The sequence below is a fragment of the Clostridium tyrobutyricum DSM 2637 = ATCC 25755 = JCM 11008 genome (assembly GCF_000359585.1).
Classification (GTDB): Bacteria; Bacillota; Clostridia; order Clostridiales; family Clostridiaceae; genus Clostridium_B; species Clostridium_B tyrobutyricum.
Genome location: NZ_APMH01000031.1, coordinates 35,525 through 52,037 on the forward strand (window position 1 = coordinate 35,525; position 16,513 = coordinate 52,037).

The following is a 16,513-nucleotide window of genomic DNA, read 5'->3' on the forward strand; positions in this document are numbered from 1 at the left end:
AAGGCAACAGCATTCTTTTTCAGCTATCACCATACACTCTTTTCCATTTGACTATATCCTTAACTATATCTTCTCTCCATCTATAAGCAGTACTCCGCACACCTCCATACATTTCATTGGCTATCCATCCAACACTCTTGTTTAACTTATACTTGTAGGTAATAAATTCCATAATTTCTTTTGATAGTGGAGGGACTGTTAGAACTTTTTTTAATATGGCTATATTCCTCTTTAACTGCCTTATCCTGGCCATATTTTTACAGAGCTTTTTATTTACGAACTTCAATTCATCTTTAAGCTGCTTAATTTCCTTTTCACCTTCATTTTCTATCATGCTTTCCATTGACCATTGAATATTTTTCTCCTGTTCCTGAAGATCCCTGCAGTCTATTTCCAAAAGTTCTATCTCCTTAAGATCTCTAAAATAACCATATAACTGTCCTTCTGTCTTTTTAAATATCTCCTTGTCTAACACAACGGTCCCTCCCACCTATTTATTACTTATGTCTATAAAAAACTCTGCTGCATGTTCTCTTTCCTGACTTTAATATCGACTTTATTCTCAATCTTATCTATTTTCTCTTTGAGTATCTCTTTATGTTTCTCCGAAGTACTATATTCCAAAGAAAGTTTTAATCTCTCTAGTTCAGTTAATTCTTCCATGATTTCACTTCCTGTCATGTATAATAAATTGATTTTCCGAACATACTATAAATGTTTCTCCCATTTTGTTTTTATGCATTACCAGGATTTTTCCTCCTGGTCTTTTTTTATTTTGTATAATACATAAAATTTCCAGTATAATATATCTGGTTTTTGTGCATCCTATTTCACATAAGGTTATTAATATATTAAATCTATTAATATTAATGTTTACATAAACTAAAATATTATGCTGAAGTATATTGATAGTTACCTTTATACTGGGGATGATGAATCCTCAGTATTTCAATAATTGTAGTTCTCCTATAACCATTGCTACGCCAGGATTTCACCCCTGGCTTTTTTTATTTACAATATCTTTGATTTATGAACTAAAGTTCACTATAAACTTTAACACTTATAGATTTTCCTAATGTATATTCAACGCCTTGCCTACTTAACCAAAAATATATACAGCCATTATTGGGTTCTTCCTCGCTTTTCGTAGCCAATCCTTTGTCCACAAGTTCATTCCAATCTTTATCATCTGGAGAAGTGCAAAAATAATTTCTGTACGGTTTTTTCTTATAATTTAATCCTATACAGTGTCTCATTAAATCCAGTTGTATTTCTGATACCTTAATCCATAAATTTCTATATAAAGATGAAAACCGTTTTGCTCTTTCTTTAGTATTTATAATAGGATATCTGTTTTTTATATAATCTAAATCAAAACATTGTTTGTCTTTAGGTGGAGATGTCCAAAGACTGTTATATCCTTTCCGACCTACTAGTACAGTTATTATATAAGATCCGTTTTCTTTTTCCTCTGCTAAAAGTTTCAATTTTATCGCCTCCCATAAGTTCGTATAAATTTCATTTTATAGCTTAACATTTATCCCAATCTGTATCTTGCAATATTTTATAAAGCTTTTCTACTTGAGGACTTCTCCCTGCTGTCATAGCGTATGAGTGCGGTTTATTGTAGTGATAGCCATTTCTTTCTATGTGCTCTTTACATTCTCTAAGAGTAAGAAACATTGTGTTTTCAGCTATTTCTTCCCTATCTCTATAATTACAAATTGAATATCGGCCAGGAGCATATTCTTCTAAAAAGTCCTCTATTTCTGCTATGTCATCAATTAAGTATTCATTTTCATCTTCACAAATTATCTCAACGGAAATACCATCGTATTCATATTTAACTATTCCATCAAAATTTTCTTTTAACCAATCAGGTAATTCTTCTAATTCATCCTCAAATACACTTTCTGTACTATCTTTGTCATAGATACAAATACCATCTATGTTATCATCCACCCAATAATCTCTTACAGTTTGCATTACTACCCAAAATCTCGGATCTGCTTGACAAACAGTATCTTGAGTTAACATTTCATGTTGTAGTTCTTTTAAAAATTCTATATCCTTTTTATTCATAAGTTTAACATCCTTCCCTTTTCTTTATGTTCTCCATAATCCTGCAGGCAGACAACAAATCAGGCTCATTGGCACATTTATATCCTGTAGCATTTTTAACTGTCATTTTGTGTATTTTTATTTTAAACAGATTGCAGTACTTTCAAAATGTGCATTCTGCCTATGGCAGTACGTGCATAACCATTGTTTTTCTTGAATTCTATATTGAGTATGTCATTATCCATGCCATATTCACGTGTTATTCTTCCTTCTATAGTTTGTTCACCATTCAAAGCCTGTACCAAATCTCCTACTTTTACTTTTATTTTTGAAGTGATTTCAGAATGAATTTTAGGTTTTGAATAATCTTTCACAACTTCATCTTCCATACAGTTTATATGCTTTATATTGTTAAATTCCAAAACCCATCCATTAACATTTTTATACCTCCAATCAATTAGCCCTATCGAACATATTCATCTGCTTGTCTGCTTTCTTAAGCATACTAAAATCATCTTCATCAAATCCTTCAAGTAAATTTGGAACTGGACTCATCGTTGTCTCCCATCCATAGCCTAAAGTACCTATTACCTCTTTCCATCCTCTTACGTCAGGATCTATTAAATTGTCACCCTCAATTCTTTTCAAGCAACTGTATATAAGTGCAATTACCTGCTCATTGGATATTCTCTCCATCCAGAACTCTCTACTCTCTATAATGAACTTGTAACCAGTAATATCTTTTAATTGTTTAGGAGTTTTCTTAATCCACATAACATCATCAGTTCTCTTGACTTCATCTCCGACATAATCCGTATCCTCAATGAACAATATTTTATCTATGTTTATATTACTAAAGCTAGGTACCTTTTCTTTAAATCTATTCTTGATTTTCTGAGCTATAGGTTGGTAGAATTGATTCTTAATCCAGTGCCTTAAATCATATTTGCCATTGTTTAATCTAAGTATTTTTCTTATCTGACCATTTCCAGTAGATTCTACATACTGAAGATTATATCCAATACAATCTATCTCTCTTACTGTTTCATTCTTGTCATTAATTATTTTTATTTTGGGCATTTCTCTTACTCTCCCTTCTTTTTTTCTGAAGCTCCTTGAAGTCTATCCAACCACTTTCACTGTACTTTAAACTTCTGGAAATCCACCTAAAGTCCATGTCTTGGTGAAGATGTTTAAGTATCTTAAATTTGAGTTCTCCTTGTGGTGTGCTGTCTCCTTTAACGTCAACATATGTTTCAGTACCATCAAGGTTATATATTAAAAAATCAAGCGTATATGTCGCTGGTCTTTCCTTCTTACCCTTATACTCAAAAGCTGGAATCAATACGAACTTAGGCTGTAATTCAAAATTTACTATCTTACCTTTAGCTTTGAGTTTTTTAAGATACTCATAATACCTGGCTTCATCCTTACTGTCGAATGTTATGCCATCCACAGTTATTTTCTTGGCATTATATTTACTCCTCATACAATCACTTCTTTCAACTCTTTGAGTTCTTCTATAAAATCATCAATATCCTTTTTGCCTATAGGTATTGTATTACTGGAACTACCCTGCCTTAAAAGGAATCCTTCATCTTGAATCTCATAGTTCATTACCTTACCTTGAAGCAGTGCTATTTTTAATAATTTCTTAGGTTTTGGTTTTTCATATTCAGTGTTTTCACATAATTGATCTATCTCTTCTTCTGTCAATCTTTCATCCTTTTTAACCTCAGACACTTTTGTCTCCTCCTTTGGTTTTACCTCTACATGTTCTCTATTTTCTAATGATTTATCTATATTTTTTAATAATTCGTCTATTCTAAATTTTGCAGTATGTTCTTCTAGTCTAAATTTATCTGCAATGCATTTAATCATTTCAGGTGTTTCAGAGAGATAACTAAATCCGTGTTCAGTCAATTCATCAATTATCATTTCATCAGTTAGTGGCTTTTTACTTTTAACCTTGCGCCCACTTTCAGGATTATGATTAATTATTTTAATATCTCCATCCATGTATTCTTTTTTCCATGCATAGTAATAGGTCTTTACTGACATCTTGGTTATCTTAAATTCTCTTGCTGCATCTGCTATTAATTCATCCCTGTCTTTATCATCATTTTCACTAAAATACACAAAGCATTTTTCTTTATTGGTTAATCCTTTACCCACTTTTCCTCACTCCTAACCTTAGCTATTTAATATCTCTGACAGTATCTTGGTTTTCTCCAGACCTTTTTTCACTCGTATACTTGAAAATGTATTCTCAATAGGCTGGCACATCTCATGCATTAATCTATCTGCGGTTCTGCCTATTTCCGTATTGCAATCCCTGTCATATCTCTTTTTTAATTGACTCATTGTCAGATTTGATGTAATCACAAGGGGTTTCTTTTTCCTGCATCTCGAATCCAATATTTGATACATGGTAGCCCTGGACCATTCGGTATTGTTCTCTACTCCCATATCATCAATGATTACTAAATCTGCATTGTCCAGGCAGTTTAATATACTTTGGATTCCTTCATCTCCATACTTTCCGAAACTGCTTTTTATCCTGTCCAATAATCCAATAGCTGAAACACATACAACTGGTATATACTGCTCCATAAGTGCATTTGCAATGCAACCGGACAGAAATGTTTTTCCGTTGCCTGGATTTCCATAGATAAGCAGTCCTACATTCTTTTTCAAGGCTTTTTCCTTGAAGGATTTCACGTACTTTATCCCTAGGTCATACATTTTCTCATTACCCAAAGTGTGGTCCCAGTTTTCAAAGGTAAACTCCTGGAATTCCTTTGTCATAAGGCTGTTATTGAACATCTGCTTGAGTCTTATTTGCTTATTCCTGGCATCAGATATTCTCTTGTTTTCTTCAAGAGCTTTTCTCCTGCATTTACACATTCTTGGCACTATATAATTTCTTCCAAGCATCCTGATTATCTTACCTGTAGGCTCTCCACAAACAGGACAGTTCTCAAGTTTTGACTTAGAAGTGGAAACCAATGCCGGAGCTGTCGACTCCATACTCTGCAGGTTGTTTTGAGTTTCTAACATTGCCTTTACCTCCTTCAATCTTAGATTTTTCATACTTCCAGAGCTTTTTTATGGGTCCTACACAGTAGCAAAAAGAATTTATTTTATCCTCAGGTATATCTGACTTGAAGTTGTCAAAAGCATAGTCTATGCCCTTGAGAACTGTTTCGAGGATCGGTACCTCTTTGCAGACTTCCTGAGCTGCTTCTCTTTCACGGGATTTTAATTGCGGATCAAGCTTACCTGATTTTTGGCAGAAATAATCCAGTACTGTAACCCAAGGCTCCTTTTCTTTATTTTCTTTTTTAGTAATAGTATTATCTGTATCTGTGTCTATTAATGTGGCACGATCTACGGAAGTATCTCCGGCACGACCTGCGGAAGTACCTGCGGAAGTAACTGCGGAACTCATTTCCGTGGAAGTTTTTTCCTCGGAATTCATTTCCTTAGGTTGTTCCGGGGAATTACCATCAGTATTCGAGAACGGTACCCGTTTTGCTGATGAATTTTTATTAAAACAGTTTATGCCTGTTTCAAAAGATATAATTGTATATATGGGAGCTCTTCCTCCAACTCTACTTCTGAAATCAATTCTCCCTTTTTGTTTTAACTCATTTCTTGCATTTCTTACTCCCCTGCCTGATAAGCCTGTCTTAATACTTAACACCGATTCGGCTACCGTAAATGTTTCTACCCATGCAGCTTTGTTGTTTATGTGCATTAATGCGTACCATAGAGCAACTGCTGATGTCGATAGTTCGTTTAGTTCGAGCCAATCATAGAAAGCATTAATTTCACTTATATATTTCATGTGAGCACCTCTCAGGAATTTTAAATCAGACTGCTAGGTCGGTACCAACATATCTAATTTAAAACTTCTAAATTTCTTGTTTTATTAAAATAATTCTATATATAAGTCTCTATCGGCTACACGAGTTGGTACTCCTGTTAGCCTTTCAATCTCTTCCTTAAATCTTTCTGTATTACTATTTCCATCACTTAAATGTAATAGTGTAATTTCTCTAACACTGCTTAAGTCTGTTTCTTTTAAAAATTCCTTTACGTTTTCCAAACTAAAATGAGATTTTAACAATCTTCCTGCCAATACAGGATGTATTAATCCCTTTTCAATATTTTGTTGAAGTATATCTGAACTGTAGTTACATTCAATCATAATGTGATTCAGTCCTGAGAATTTATATCTGCAGTAATAACTGTCTGTTATAAACAACAACTTTCCCATATCTTCATGCTGTATTAAAAATCCCAAAGGTTCTACAGCATCATGTTTAGTTTCAAATGGCAATACTGTAAAATTACCTATATTGCACTGTTCCTCACTTTTCAAAAATCCTAATCTGTAGGAATTAACTGCACAATCATCAATGTCTAATTTTTGTGAGGTACCAACACTGGTGTATACATCTATTCCACTGCTGATTAACTCCTTAACAGCCTTACTGTGGTCTTTATGTTCATGGCTGACCAAACACCCTACTATATTACTTAAATTGAATTTGAGCCCTCTCAGGATTGTTTTATATGGTAATCCACATTCAAGCATCAATGTCTCTTTTTCATCCTGGAGCAGATAGCAGTTACCTGCTGATCCACTCCCTAGTACTTTAAGTTTCATTAGAATCCCGGACCTTCCAGTATAGTCTGCTGCTGTTCATTTTTATCCTGGTCTTTAGCTGTATCCTTAGGTTCAACATCAATTACTTTGTTGCTCTCTTGAGATTTTATTTTTTCTTTATCCTGATTCTTTTTATTAGAACGTTCTATATCCAATGGTTCTTTATTAGCCTTATCCTTTATTTCTTCTTTAACTTCATATTTAACATTGTCAACTATATCTTTTTCATCATAGGTCTTGTCTGTATTGTTAAAGGCTTCAATTAAAATATCACTGTCATCCGATGTATTGGCATACATCTTACAAGCTCTATTGATTACTGTTTTCTTTGCCATTTCATCTGTGAAATTATTATGGGCTGTAGATTTTCCACTTTTGTAGGCTACTCCTTGTCCCCATGCTTTTTTAATCTGTTCCATATTCATAACCTCAGCATGAATTGGACCACTCTCTCCAAGTACTACTGCAAAGGCACCTTTGATTTTTGTAATATCAATATTTTCAAACTTGGGATTGAACTTGCTGATTTTAAGCGTTGCTGTATTCAAATCATAGGTCTGTTCAAATTCATCACCTTCATATATGCAGTAGGCTTTGACATCCTTAACACCCTTTAATCTCTTTGTAACTGCCACAGTTCCCATATAACTTCTCATTAACTGGAGCTGGTTTCCATAAGCTACAAAGTAACACTGTTTCTTGGCCGGGCTTAATCCCTGAAGGCACATATCATAAAGTGACCCTATTATTGAATTCTTTGTGCATACATCCAGTGCCAGTTTTCCACTTCTATCTTTAACTTCCTGAAGCTGCAGCCATGCACTGTTAAGTGCATTTGCTACAGAATAGTTCTTCGGAAAAGCTATGTCATTATTCTTCCTAAGTTCATTTATCTTTAACGTTACTTGATTTAAAGCTTCTTCTTTTGCCAGTGTCAGAGCTGTATTTTCATTACTCATTTACATCAAATCCTCTCTTTCAGTTTTATTAGCTTGCCATTTCTGCTTGGAATGTTTCTGTATCATTCTTTATCCTTAATTTTTTATCACTGCTGCTTACAACTAAATTCACTATCTGGCTTTCAGTGTCTATAAGTTTTGTTGTACTCTCACGGTTATCTATGAATATTGGTGCTTTGATTCCATAATAATTTGCCAGAGTATTTATAATATCTATACCGGCATTGATCTTTGCTCCTGAATTAAGATTTGTTGAGAATGGAACACCATCAACGAGTGCTTCACAATCTTCATCAATTCCTCCATTAACCTGTGTTTTAAAAAATCTGAACTTAACATACTTAAATTTAGAGTTAATACTTGATTCCATAAGTTTTACCTTAGTTTTTATAAATTCATCACACATGAAATCCTGATTTTCTAAATCTGCAATCTGCTGTGCTAAATTTTTTTCTTTATCCATGAGTTCCTTGATTCTAGCTTTTGTCTTAAGATTGATTTCCTTATAGGATAAATCCTTATTAACTTCTTCAAGTTCATTTTGAAGTTTTACCTTTCTCTCTCTGAGATCCTGTGTCTGTGAATTTACCTCAACTGGTTTAGACAGTTCAGATTCTAGCTGTTCAATCTGCTTAAGCGTTTCCTGATATTCTTTATTTTCATCAAGATTTATAGTTATTTTGAAATTATCCAATTTACTTTGAAGTTCAGCTTTTTTATTATTAAGAGTTTCAAGTTTTTCATTTGCATTTTCAATGAAAGATTGATTTTTAGATGCTCTCTCCTGATACTTCTTAAGATCATCAGATTTATCCGTTCCTTTCTGACTTATATCCGTTAAGATTTTAGCTTTATTTTGATTGAAATTTGCTTCAAGCTCCTGTCTGTGACTTTCAATATCCTCTTCATCAAAAGGTCTTTTGCATAAAGGGCAAACTTTAGCATTCTCCGGAAGCTCAAATACCTTTTTATTTTCATCAAACCACTTGGCTCTTAAATTTTTAACATCTGTCTCTAAACTCTTGACCATTTTAAGATTATTGTTTTTCTCAGATTCAAGAGATCTTATATCAAATTTGAGTTCAGCAATTTCTCCATTTAAGCTTGTTAACTCCTGTGATATGTCATCTTTCCCACTTTCAGCCTTTGATATCTCTTTACGTTCAATATCCTTCAGCTTCGATTTAAGTCCATACAATTTATCCTTCTTGTCAAACAATTCATCATTTATCTTTGAAGTGTCCATGAGTTGTGCATCTATACTTTTTATACCTGAAACAATTCCTCGCTTTCTAAAATCTAAGGCATCAAAGTCAATATCCTCTCTCAGTTCTCTTCTCTTTTCATCAACTCTTGGTGGAATTGAATCTTTATCCTTAACTAATTTTTTCTTTGAAGCACTTATACTTTTCTTGATTTCTTCTATAGTTTTATTCTGAATTAAATCATTTAGTGGACTTAATTCTTTCCTTGAGTTAATTACGCTCTCATCTGTAATCTCTCCTATGATATCCATAAGTACTTTTTTTCTATCCTGCCATTTCATATTGGTTGAGAAATATAGAGGATTTGTTATAAGTTTGAATATATCCTCCGGAATAATATTATTGATTTTCTGCTTATACTCTTTTTGCTTCTTTGGAACATCATCAATGTAGTACGTAGTGGTTACTCCTTTAAGTTCTGCATCAGGCTTTCCTTTAGGATTAACCCATTTTTCCTTTAGAAGCTTTTTCAAAACAACATTTACTCCATCTATTTGAATTACTGCTTCAACTTCCGTTTCAAGCATGTGAATTACATTATTATTTTCATCAAGTGGCTGAACATCAAATTTGCTTCTGTCCTGACTATCCTTGTCAAAGAGCAGCCATGTAAATGCATCAAATATGCTTGTCTTTCCTGTGGCATTGTCTCCGTAGATATTGGTTATGTTTGAAAAATCTATGTCCAACTCTTTTATACCCTTGAAATTTCTAAGACTTAATTTCTCTAAAAATATTGATTTACTCATAATTTTCCTCCCATATTTGATTTTTCTCTCATCCTCGTGTAGAATGAGAATAATGTATTTTTATTTTTGCCTTTTTAATTAAAGGCTTTCTTTTTTATATCTATCTAAAATCTTTAAATATTCTTGATATATATCATCTGCAATCCTTAAACATGGTGCTACTTGACCGGAACGCGTTAAAAATATTTTTGCAGTATCATCAATTACTACAATGTTATTTTTTTCAACAAAGTCCAACATTCCATCATTTTCTGAATAATCTTTTATGCAAGCGTGAGTTTGTGGAAAACTTTCTTCAGGATTTACAGTTATTCTTGCTACTACCGAACCATCTTCAGTATCAATCAATGTTAACGCTATATTTTTATTGTCTGATTGTGTATATAAACCAACATCCAAATAACAGTTCCAATCCTTATATTTCAATCCTTCTCTTAATCTATTCATTTACATCCCCCAATTCCTATCTAAGTAAATTCTTAACCTGTTCATCTGTAGCAGTGTCAATCTCTCCAATCGTCTTACCCGTTTCAGTATCATATAATTCATCTCCATCAAGTTCTATCGCATTACGCTTAACTTTGCCTACTGCTTTCCAAAAAGGATATCCGGCAAAATAAGCTTTCACTATTATTTCTGCATTTCTTAAGTTAAGGTCCATATTACTCACCTTCTTTCAAATACTCATTAAAACCTTTGAGCTCATTATTGCTATAGTAAGCATTTGTTTTAAACTTGTCCTTTTACCAAACTTAACTCTGTTTTCTCTTATATCATCAGTGGTAATCTGTAGTATTTCTTTAAAATCTTGTTCAGATACCTTGATTCCAAGTTCTTTAAGTAGTTGTTTTATCATGCCATAAGCTCCCTTCTGAGTAACTCCAGTGCCCTATTAATGCGATTCGAAATTGCCTGTCTAGTTATCTTTTCTTTTTTACTTATCTCTCCTTGGTCAAATCCATAATAATAGTAAAGTTTTATAGTTCTCTTTAAATGAGCTGGAAGTTTATCCAGTAACAAATTAACCTCTGTAGCAAAAAATCCATACTCCTCACTTTTCAATAAATCCATATAAGATACAGTTTCACCCTCTTTTAACTCAACATTTAAGGAAATAGGAGTGTTATCTTTCTTAAATTTTCCCCTTGCACTAGTTAAGTTCCATGAATCTTTCCTCATAGCATTGTATATTTCAGTTCTTATATACTTTGATGCAATAGTTGAAAATCTATATCCTTTGCTTTCATCAAAAACTTTAGAAGCCTTTATGAGTCCTATAGAACCAATCTGAACTAAATCTTCTAAGCTGTGCCTATAGCCAACTCCTTTGTGTTGTTTGAGAGCTATACTATAAACCAACCCCATATGGTCCTCTATATTAATCCCCTTATTCATTAGCTTCCCTCCTTATTTTTTCTTTGACTAATTTGTCATGTGCAACTAGATGAATGCATCTGTCCTTTTCTCTGGTGTCATGCTCTATAGCATATTCCAATGCTTTAATCTGCATATCCAATTCTGCGTTGTCCTCTGGAATTATTACCTCTAACACTTTTCTTCCTCCTTTTTGCTTTATTTTAAAGGTTTTTACATATTTTTGTAGAATTATCACCCTTATGAAAGGTGGTGATTACTATGAATTTACTTCCTGTATCATCAAGGCGAATGAATGGCGTTGGTTATGAAAATGGCGTAATGTACATTCAGTTCAAAGATGGATCTATTTACGCTTATGAAAATGTATCTGAATCTGAATATCAAAACTTTATAAATTCTTCATCTTTAGGTTCAGCTTTATCTACATTTGACAAAATTCATCCATACCACAGAGTTTAATTTTTTAGTGGTGGCTATCGTATTTAGTCATCACTTCCTATTGGTATTCCTATTTTATCCTCTACCAATTTGATTTCAACATCTGTAATAATCACAGTACAATGCGGATTATAATTATTTTTAAGATAATCTACTATTGGATTGCACAATTCTTTTAATGAATTAATCTCTTCAATTTGTTTACTCACTTTTCTTCCTCCTCTCAATTTCTTTTTCTACTGCAGCAATTTTGCTTTTTACCTTTTCTCCTCTTTTGAGTTCTATTCCAAGGCAAACTTTGGCCATAGTTAAATCAAATTCGGATGCTTTCTTTAAGCCAGTTTTAAATTCTTTACTGTTCAATGCTTCTTTACTCCATCTCATTCGCTCACCCTCCCTATGCACTTGCACCACTCAGGTATTACCCAAGAGTCATGGCAATCTGCTACAAAATCATTTTCAGGTACAACCATGTGTCCATTCATCTTCTTAGCTTGATCTGGCAATGTACCAGTTAATTTTTTATATCTCTTAGAGGTAAATACATATTTAAGTCCCTTTCTGAATCTTTTGCCCATCCTCACTCCTCCTATAAAATTCTCTTTTCTTCTGAAACTTTTTCCAACCATAGATCTAGTTTCTTTTTATTTATCAAAAATTTATTACCATTTCTAAAGCAAGGGAAATCAGAATTTTCAGCATGCACAAGTTCCATAAGTTTATCTCTTCCTATACCTGAATACTCTTTGCATTCATCTATTGTCATTGTTGGTTTATTAATTTCTTTTAAAGCTTCTTGTATTGCATCCCTAATTATAGTTTTAAAGCTCTCATTCGCCTTTACTTCCATAAATAAATACCTCCTATCTATTTAAGATTTTTCTGAATACAAAGTTTTAATTCCTGAGAGTTTATAGATATTTCATCCAAAGTTTTTATTATGGACTTCAATTTAGGCTTTTCATCTTCGGTAATAACTCCATCAGATGTTATGTCTAGTAAATCTCTCCTAACATCATCAATATTTTTTAATGAAGCCAATACTTGGATAGTTGCTCTATCAATTCCCAATACTTTAAGTTGAGGTACTGTATACTTTCCTATAGGACACTGCTCACAGCAAAAATAATTTTCTAATTCAGGAGAATTATATATATCAGCCATCATCAATACTTCTTCTGGATATGCACAAATACTATCAAGTTCTATACGTGCAAGCCTTGTCCTGTCTATTCCAATTATTTCAGCAGCACCTTCTCTACTATTTAACTTATCATTTGTAGCTGCAGCTTCTATTCGTGCCTTATAATATATATTGTCTGCTGCTTTCGTAGCTTTTCTTGCCATTTATTTCACTTCCTTTTACCAGTAAAATTAAATTGTGGAATTATTATTTCTGTTTGTTATCTATTTGGCAACTTTATCATCAAAAAAAATATTATTGAAGAAGATAAAAGCGGGATCTTTTTTAAAAATTTTGCTGATTTTATACATTTCAGTCTCTGAAAAATCAGCATAACCATTTTCTTTTCTATTATAGGTAGATTCTGATATTCCAATCTTTTTAGCTATATCAGATTGTTTTAAATTATGTTCTACTCTTAGTCCTTTTAATTTAAAATTAGCCTTTTTCTTTTCCAATACTTTCACCTCATTCCTTTTGTTATCTATTTGGTAACTTTATTATATTATACGTTTGGCAACTTGTCAACGATTTTTAATAAAAATCTTTTATTTTTGGCAACTTGGTTGTCGTTTTTGGCAACTAGATGGTATTATAATTTTAAAGAGGTGTTATTATGGCAACTTTTAATAAAAGAATGAAGGAACTGAGAGCTGAAAAAAATATAACTTTAGAAGAGTTGGCAAAAGTTTTAAATACAACAAAATCTACTTTGTCAAGATATGAAAATAACTTAAGAACTCCAAATGCTGATTTTATAAATCAGTTAGCTAAATATTTTAATGTGTCTGCTGACTACCTTCTTGGTAATTCAGATATTAAAAAGCCAAGTCTTGAGAGTGATATTCCTCAGGAGTATACAGATAAATATAAAGTTACCAAAAAAGATATTGAACAGCATGACGAAGTTATAAAACATGCACAAGCTTTTATGATGGATGATGAAGTTGGAGAGGAAGATAAAGAAAAGCTTGTTGCAGTAATCAATAAACTTTATTGGGATTCAAAAGCTAAAAACAAAGAAAAGTTTGGGAGAAAAAAGGAAAAATAAACGAGGTGTTTTATATATGATAAATATTCATGCACGAGTAAAACACCTTATCCAAAAATATGATACAAGAGATCCTGAAAGAATAATTAACTATTTGGGTATAGACTTACGGTATGAAGATATAGGAGAAAAAGCTAAGGGGTTTTACATTAGTCTAGTAACAAATAAATATATAGTTATTAATAATAAATTAGATGAACATGAGAAAAACATTGTATTGGCACATGAATTAGGACATGCTTTGCTACATTACCATAAATCCACATGTTATCTAAGAGAATACACATTATTCCCGAGAGGTAGAATTGAAAATGAAGCTAATAAATTTGCAGCTGAATTATTGATTGATGAAAAAAATATTGAAAAATGTTATATAGAAGGTATATCTATAAAGCAATTAGCTTGTTATTATGGAGTGCCAAAGCAATTAATTAAATACAAATTTAATTATTAATAGAAAGACGGTAAATTTAATGCGTTTTTTTAACCACAAGATATTGAATAAAATATACAATTTTTTTATTGTATTTCTTTCACTTTTAGCAGTTATTTTATGTTTCTTAGACTTAGTAAACAAAATAAATATATCTATAAAACCATATAATTATATAGACAATGTAATCTTAATTGTTTTTACAATTGATTACTTCACAAGATTTATAATTTCTAAGAATAAAAAGAAATTCTTTATAAATAATATATTTGATTTAATTGCTATAATTCCTTTTAGTTCAGTGTTTAGAGCTACTAGGCTTCTTAGATTTATAAAACTAATTAGATTAACTAAATTTTTTAGACTGCTAAGGCTTTTGGCTTTTATGGAAAAGTTTAAAAATCATGCTAAAAATTTTCTATATACAAATGGATTAATATATTTAATATATACTAATTTAGTAACCATAACAGCTGGAGCGTTCTCTATATACTTCTTTGAAAAAGGAATAACTGTAAAATCTCTAGGAGATGCTTTTTGGTGGAGTTTTGTCACAGCAACTACTGTCGGGTATGGTGATATATCTCCAAAAACTACAGCTGGAAGAATAACTGCAGGTGTTCTTATGATAATGGGTATAGGATTCATAAGTTTACTTACTGGTACTATATCAACGTACTTTATAAATAAAACAAGTAATCAACATAGTGGAACTTCTTTAAAACAAAATTATGAAGATCTTCCAAAGGAAGCTCAAAATGAAATTGAAAATTTTATTTCTTATATAAGAAATAAATATAAATAGTGTATCAGTATAAATTTACCAAATACAGATTATACTAAATTATAGGAAGGAATGAATGTAATGTCTGATACAGATAAGATATTAAAACAAATTTTAAAAAGTCAGGAACAATTCCAAAAATCTCAAGAGAAAATACAAGAAGATATAGGATTAATCAAAACTCAGCAGAAAGAACATGGTGAAATATTATCCGCACTAAAATCTGCCTCTGAATTCCATAAAGCTGACGTTGACAATTTAACTCACCAAATCGCAGAGACTCAAGGTACAGTTAAAAATATGTCTGATAAAATGGATAAAAATTTCTCTGACTTAAATGAGACAAATAAATCCCTGCTTGAAATGTATGGTACTCATGAAGCAGAAATAAGAACTTTAAGACGTAAACCAGTTTAAAAAACATTTATAATAAAAATTAATTAGGAGTATATCTCCTATATTTTTTGATTTTATAGCGAACATAAGTTTGTATTTAGGAGGTATTAAAATGGCAAGAAAAACTAACTTTGAAGTTAACGGTTCTCAGTATTATAGAATTACAGCTGTAATTGGTCGCAACAGTAAAGGCTCATTAATAAGAAAACAATTTTATGGGAAAACCAAAAAAGAAGCTGAAGATAAGAAAAATGAATACTTAAATGGTGTAAAAAGTGGTCTAAAGTTAGATTCTCAAAATATAACCTTAGGTGAATTAATGCACTTGTGGTTATTTGAAGTAATTAAATTAAAAATAAAAGCTTCTTCATTTGAAAAATATGAAGGCATATATAGAAATTATATTAAAGATACTGCCATTGGAATATTAAAAATATGTGATTTAAAGAGTATACAAATTCAAAAATATTACAACAAATTACATGAAAATAATAAAAGCAGTAATGTAATAAAAAACTTAAATAAATTGTTAAAACAATTTTTAAACTATGCCGTAGATGAAGGTTACATTATAAAAAATCCTTGCTGGGGTAATAAGATAGTTATACCAGAACAAAATATTGCTAAAAAAGATGAAATAAAAATATTTACAGATGGAGAAATTTCTCAATTAGAAAAAGTTCTAAGAACTAGTCGATTAAAAGGCTTGATATTAACAGCATTAACTACAGGGTTAAGACAAGGTGAGCTTCTAGCTCTTACATGGGATGATATAGATTTGGATAAAGGTGAAATAAGTGTTAATAAATCTATAAAAAGAGTAAACATCATAAAATCTGATGATTCAAAAGAAAACAAAATATTGATTCAACCACCAAAAACTATAAATAGTAATAGAGTTGTTCCTATTCCATCAGAATTAATCCCAATTTTAAAACAACATCATTTGAAACAGAAATTAGAAAAAATTAAAGCTGGTGAAGAATATGAAGATAAAAATCTTGTTTTTCCTACCGCACTTGGAAAACCTATAGATGCCAAAAACTTATTTAGAAGCTATAAAAACTTATTAATAAAAGCAGGTATAAAACATAAAAAATTTCATTGTTTAAGACATACTTATGCTTCAAAATTATTTGCAA

Annotated in this window: 30 protein-coding genes; 6 read left to right on the forward strand and 24 right to left on the reverse strand. The window is 31.5% G+C overall.

All coding sequences use genetic code 11. From position 1 onward, the window contains the following. Positions 1 to 19: 19 nt before the first annotated feature. From J418_RS0112275 to J418_RS16635, 18 genes are all read right to left on the reverse strand, one after another. Positions 20 to 475, reverse strand: coding sequence for a transcriptional regulator (locus J418_RS0112275; RefSeq protein ID WP_017895732.1), 456 nt, complete (start codon positions 473 to 475; stop codon positions 20 to 22). Positions 476 to 507: 32 nt separating this feature from the next. After that, positions 508 to 663, reverse strand: a complete 156-nt coding sequence (locus tag J418_RS16630) for a hypothetical protein (protein WP_017895733.1) — start codon at positions 661 to 663, stop codon at positions 508 to 510. Between the two features lie 371 nt (positions 664 to 1,034). Continuing rightward, positions 1,035 to 1,487, reverse strand: a complete 453-nt coding sequence (locus tag J418_RS0112285; protein WP_017895734.1) for a hypothetical protein — start codon at positions 1,485 to 1,487, stop codon at positions 1,035 to 1,037. 43 nt (positions 1,488 to 1,530) lie between these two features. Continuing rightward, positions 1,531 to 2,082: a hypothetical protein gene (locus tag J418_RS0112290; RefSeq protein WP_017895735.1), complete on the reverse strand. Its 552-nt coding sequence runs from the start codon at positions 2,080 to 2,082 to the stop codon at positions 1,531 to 1,533. Between the two features lie 122 nt (positions 2,083 to 2,204). Continuing rightward, a complete protein-coding gene (locus tag J418_RS0112295; protein WP_017895736.1) occupies positions 2,205 to 2,483 on the reverse strand; it encodes a hypothetical protein in 279 nt (92 codons plus the stop codon). A gap of 31 nt (positions 2,484 to 2,514) precedes the next feature. Then, positions 2,515 to 3,141, reverse strand: coding sequence for a putative metallopeptidase (locus J418_RS0112300; protein ID WP_017895737.1), 627 nt, complete (start codon positions 3,139 to 3,141; stop codon positions 2,515 to 2,517). Then, positions 3,119 to 3,550 carry a DUF1064 domain-containing protein gene (locus J418_RS0112305; protein ID WP_017895738.1) on the reverse strand — a complete coding sequence of 144 codons (432 nt, stop codon included), beginning with the start codon at positions 3,548 to 3,550 and terminating at the stop codon, positions 3,119 to 3,121. The genes J418_RS0112300 and J418_RS0112305 overlap by 23 nt, the downstream gene beginning before the upstream one ends. Further along, the gene (locus J418_RS0112310) at positions 3,547 to 4,236 is read right to left on the reverse strand and encodes an IDEAL domain-containing protein (RefSeq protein WP_017895739.1); all 690 of its coding nucleotides are present in this window, start codon (positions 4,234 to 4,236) and stop codon (positions 3,547 to 3,549) included. Before J418_RS0112310 ends, J418_RS0112305 begins: the two co-directional genes overlap by 4 nt. A gap of 18 nt (positions 4,237 to 4,254) precedes the next feature. Beyond that, positions 4,255 to 5,121: an ATP-binding protein gene (locus J418_RS0112315; RefSeq protein WP_080629786.1), complete on the reverse strand. Its 867-nt coding sequence runs from the start codon at positions 5,119 to 5,121 to the stop codon at positions 4,255 to 4,257. After that, positions 5,054 to 5,911: a hypothetical protein gene (locus tag J418_RS0112320; RefSeq protein ID WP_017895741.1), complete on the reverse strand. Its 858-nt coding sequence runs from the start codon at positions 5,909 to 5,911 to the stop codon at positions 5,054 to 5,056. The genes J418_RS0112315 and J418_RS0112320 overlap by 68 nt, the downstream gene beginning before the upstream one ends. 84 nt (positions 5,912 to 5,995) lie before the next feature. Continuing rightward, positions 5,996 to 6,736 carry an MBL fold metallo-hydrolase gene (locus tag J418_RS0112325; protein ID WP_017895742.1) on the reverse strand — a complete coding sequence of 247 codons (741 nt, stop codon included), beginning with the start codon at positions 6,734 to 6,736 and terminating at the stop codon, positions 5,996 to 5,998. After that, positions 6,736 to 7,695 carry a recombinase RecT gene (locus J418_RS0112330; protein WP_017895743.1) on the reverse strand — a complete coding sequence of 320 codons (960 nt, stop codon included), beginning with the start codon at positions 7,693 to 7,695 and terminating at the stop codon, positions 6,736 to 6,738. The genes J418_RS0112325 and J418_RS0112330 overlap by 1 nt, the downstream gene beginning before the upstream one ends. A gap of 28 nt (positions 7,696 to 7,723) precedes the next feature. Then, a complete protein-coding gene (locus tag J418_RS0112335; RefSeq protein ID WP_017895744.1) occupies positions 7,724 to 9,709 on the reverse strand; it encodes an AAA family ATPase in 1,986 nt (661 codons plus the stop codon). A 78-nt stretch (positions 9,710 to 9,787) separates the two neighbouring features. Continuing rightward, positions 9,788 to 10,156, reverse strand: a complete 369-nt coding sequence (locus J418_RS0112340; RefSeq protein ID WP_017895745.1) for a hypothetical protein — start codon at positions 10,154 to 10,156, stop codon at positions 9,788 to 9,790. A 16-nt stretch (positions 10,157 to 10,172) separates the two neighbouring features. Then, positions 10,173 to 10,370 (reverse strand): hypothetical protein, encoded by a 198-nt coding sequence (locus J418_RS0112345; RefSeq protein WP_017895746.1) that lies wholly within the window; start codon positions 10,368 to 10,370, stop codon positions 10,173 to 10,175. Positions 10,371 to 10,385: 15 nt separating this feature from the next. Next, positions 10,386 to 10,565 carry a hypothetical protein gene (locus J418_RS0112350; RefSeq protein WP_017895747.1) on the reverse strand — a complete coding sequence of 60 codons (180 nt, stop codon included), beginning with the start codon at positions 10,563 to 10,565 and terminating at the stop codon, positions 10,386 to 10,388. Next, positions 10,562 to 11,104 (reverse strand): sigma-70 family RNA polymerase sigma factor, encoded by a 543-nt coding sequence (locus J418_RS0112355; protein ID WP_017895748.1) that lies wholly within the window; start codon positions 11,102 to 11,104, stop codon positions 10,562 to 10,564. The genes J418_RS0112350 and J418_RS0112355 overlap by 4 nt, the downstream gene beginning before the upstream one ends. Beyond that, positions 11,097 to 11,261, reverse strand: coding sequence for a hypothetical protein (locus J418_RS16635; protein ID WP_017895749.1), 165 nt, complete (start codon positions 11,259 to 11,261; stop codon positions 11,097 to 11,099). Before J418_RS16635 ends, J418_RS0112355 begins: the two co-directional genes overlap by 8 nt. Before the next feature lie 83 nt (positions 11,262 to 11,344). On the opposite strand from J418_RS16635, the gene J418_RS0112365 reads away from it, so the two are divergent. After that, positions 11,345 to 11,545, forward strand: coding sequence for a KTSC domain-containing protein (locus tag J418_RS0112365; protein WP_017895750.1), 201 nt, complete (start codon positions 11,345 to 11,347; stop codon positions 11,543 to 11,545). A 23-nt stretch (positions 11,546 to 11,568) separates the two neighbouring features. Here J418_RS0112365 and J418_RS16640 read toward each other — a convergent pair whose 3' ends face one another. From J418_RS16640 to J418_RS0112395, 6 genes are read right to left on the reverse strand one after another with little or no spacing between them, the layout of a single operon-like run. Then, the gene (locus tag J418_RS16640; protein ID WP_017895751.1) at positions 11,569 to 11,733 is read right to left on the reverse strand and encodes a hypothetical protein; all 165 of its coding nucleotides are present in this window, start codon (positions 11,731 to 11,733) and stop codon (positions 11,569 to 11,571) included. Further along, entirely contained in the window at positions 11,726 to 11,908 is a 183-nt protein-coding gene (locus J418_RS0112375; RefSeq protein WP_017895752.1) for a hypothetical protein, read from the reverse strand. The genes J418_RS16640 and J418_RS0112375 overlap by 8 nt, the downstream gene beginning before the upstream one ends. Next, positions 11,905 to 12,102, reverse strand: coding sequence for a hypothetical protein (locus tag J418_RS0112380; RefSeq protein ID WP_017895753.1), 198 nt, complete (start codon positions 12,100 to 12,102; stop codon positions 11,905 to 11,907). The genes J418_RS0112375 and J418_RS0112380 overlap by 4 nt, the downstream gene beginning before the upstream one ends. An 11-nt stretch (positions 12,103 to 12,113) precedes the next feature. Then, on the reverse strand, positions 12,114 to 12,374 hold the full coding sequence (locus J418_RS0112385; protein ID WP_017895754.1) for an excisionase family DNA-binding protein: 261 nt from the start codon (positions 12,372 to 12,374) through the stop codon (positions 12,114 to 12,116). 17 nt (positions 12,375 to 12,391) lie between these two features. Continuing rightward, entirely contained in the window at positions 12,392 to 12,871 is a 480-nt protein-coding gene (locus J418_RS0112390; protein ID WP_017895755.1) for a hypothetical protein, read from the reverse strand. Positions 12,872 to 12,931: 60 nt separating this feature from the next. Beyond that, positions 12,932 to 13,174 (reverse strand): helix-turn-helix transcriptional regulator, encoded by a 243-nt coding sequence (locus J418_RS0112395; protein WP_145915613.1) that lies wholly within the window; start codon positions 13,172 to 13,174, stop codon positions 12,932 to 12,934. Between the two features lie 149 nt (positions 13,175 to 13,323). On the opposite strand from J418_RS0112395, the gene J418_RS16885 reads away from it, so the two are divergent. The 5 genes from J418_RS16885 to J418_RS0112420 form a co-directional block, all read left to right on the forward strand. Next, positions 13,324 to 13,758 (forward strand): helix-turn-helix domain-containing protein, encoded by a 435-nt coding sequence (locus J418_RS16885; RefSeq protein WP_017895757.1) that lies wholly within the window; start codon positions 13,324 to 13,326, stop codon positions 13,756 to 13,758. Between the two features lie 16 nt (positions 13,759 to 13,774). Next, positions 13,775 to 14,212, forward strand: coding sequence for an ImmA/IrrE family metallo-endopeptidase (locus J418_RS0112405; RefSeq protein ID WP_017895758.1), 438 nt, complete (start codon positions 13,775 to 13,777; stop codon positions 14,210 to 14,212). A gap of 19 nt (positions 14,213 to 14,231) precedes the next feature. Further along, positions 14,232 to 14,996, forward strand: coding sequence for an ion transporter (locus J418_RS0112410; RefSeq protein WP_017895759.1), 765 nt, complete (start codon positions 14,232 to 14,234; stop codon positions 14,994 to 14,996). 60 nt (positions 14,997 to 15,056) lie between these two features. Next, a complete protein-coding gene (locus tag J418_RS0112415) occupies positions 15,057 to 15,392 on the forward strand; it encodes a hypothetical protein (RefSeq protein WP_017895760.1) in 336 nt (111 codons plus the stop codon). 91 nt (positions 15,393 to 15,483) lie between these two features. Beyond that, on the forward strand, positions 15,484 to 16,513 hold a 1,030-nt coding region (locus J418_RS0112420), incomplete at its 3' end, for a tyrosine-type recombinase/integrase (protein ID WP_017895761.1).

Bases quoted from the DNA above. Each gene is read 5' to 3' on its own strand.
- J418_RS16630 (WP_017895733.1), bottom strand. From the start codon at position 663: ATGGAAGAATTAACTGAACTAGAGAGATTAAAACTTTCTTTGGAATAT.
- J418_RS0112290 (WP_017895735.1), bottom strand. From the start codon at position 2,082: ATGAATAAAAAGGATATAGAATTTTTAAAAGAACTACAACATGAAATG.
- J418_RS0112300 (WP_017895737.1), bottom strand. From the start codon at position 3,141: ATGCCCAAAATAAAAATAATTAATGACAAGAATGAAACAGTAAGAGAG.
- J418_RS0112305 (WP_017895738.1), bottom strand. From the start codon at position 3,550: ATGAGGAGTAAATATAATGCCAAGAAAATAACTGTGGATGGCATAACA.
- J418_RS0112315 (WP_080629786.1), bottom strand. From the start codon at position 5,121: ATGTTAGAAACTCAAAACAACCTGCAGAGTATGGAGTCGACAGCTCCG.
- J418_RS0112320 (WP_017895741.1), bottom strand. From the start codon at position 5,911: ATGAAATATATAAGTGAAATTAATGCTTTCTATGATTGGCTCGAACTA.
- J418_RS0112325 (WP_017895742.1), bottom strand. From the start codon at position 6,736: ATGAAACTTAAAGTACTAGGGAGTGGATCAGCAGGTAACTGCTATCTG.
- J418_RS0112330 (WP_017895743.1), bottom strand. From the start codon at position 7,695: ATGAGTAATGAAAATACAGCTCTGACACTGGCAAAAGAAGAAGCTTTA.
- J418_RS0112335 (WP_017895744.1), bottom strand. From the start codon at position 9,709: ATGAGTAAATCAATATTTTTAGAGAAATTAAGTCTTAGAAATTTCAAG.
- J418_RS0112340 (WP_017895745.1), bottom strand. From the start codon at position 10,156: ATGAATAGATTAAGAGAAGGATTGAAATATAAGGATTGGAACTGTTAT.
- J418_RS0112345 (WP_017895746.1), bottom strand. From the start codon at position 10,370: ATGGACCTTAACTTAAGAAATGCAGAAATAATAGTGAAAGCTTATTTT.
- J418_RS0112350 (WP_017895747.1), bottom strand. From the start codon at position 10,565: ATGATAAAACAACTACTTAAAGAACTTGGAATCAAGGTATCTGAACAA.
- J418_RS0112355 (WP_017895748.1), bottom strand. From the start codon at position 11,104: ATGAATAAGGGGATTAATATAGAGGACCATATGGGGTTGGTTTATAGT.
- J418_RS0112365 (WP_017895750.1), top strand. From the start codon at position 11,345: ATGAATTTACTTCCTGTATCATCAAGGCGAATGAATGGCGTTGGTTAT.
- J418_RS0112375 (WP_017895752.1), bottom strand. From the start codon at position 11,908: ATGAGATGGAGTAAAGAAGCATTGAACAGTAAAGAATTTAAAACTGGC.
- J418_RS0112380 (WP_017895753.1), bottom strand. From the start codon at position 12,102: ATGGGCAAAAGATTCAGAAAGGGACTTAAATATGTATTTACCTCTAAG.
- J418_RS0112385 (WP_017895754.1), bottom strand. From the start codon at position 12,374: ATGGAAGTAAAGGCGAATGAGAGCTTTAAAACTATAATTAGGGATGCA.
- J418_RS0112390 (WP_017895755.1), bottom strand. From the start codon at position 12,871: ATGGCAAGAAAAGCTACGAAAGCAGCAGACAATATATATTATAAGGCA.
- J418_RS16885 (WP_017895757.1), top strand. From the start codon at position 13,324: ATGGCAACTTTTAATAAAAGAATGAAGGAACTGAGAGCTGAAAAAAAT.
- J418_RS0112405 (WP_017895758.1), top strand. From the start codon at position 13,775: ATGATAAATATTCATGCACGAGTAAAACACCTTATCCAAAAATATGAT.
- J418_RS0112410 (WP_017895759.1), top strand. From the start codon at position 14,232: ATGCGTTTTTTTAACCACAAGATATTGAATAAAATATACAATTTTTTT.
- J418_RS0112415 (WP_017895760.1), top strand. From the start codon at position 15,057: ATGTCTGATACAGATAAGATATTAAAACAAATTTTAAAAAGTCAGGAA.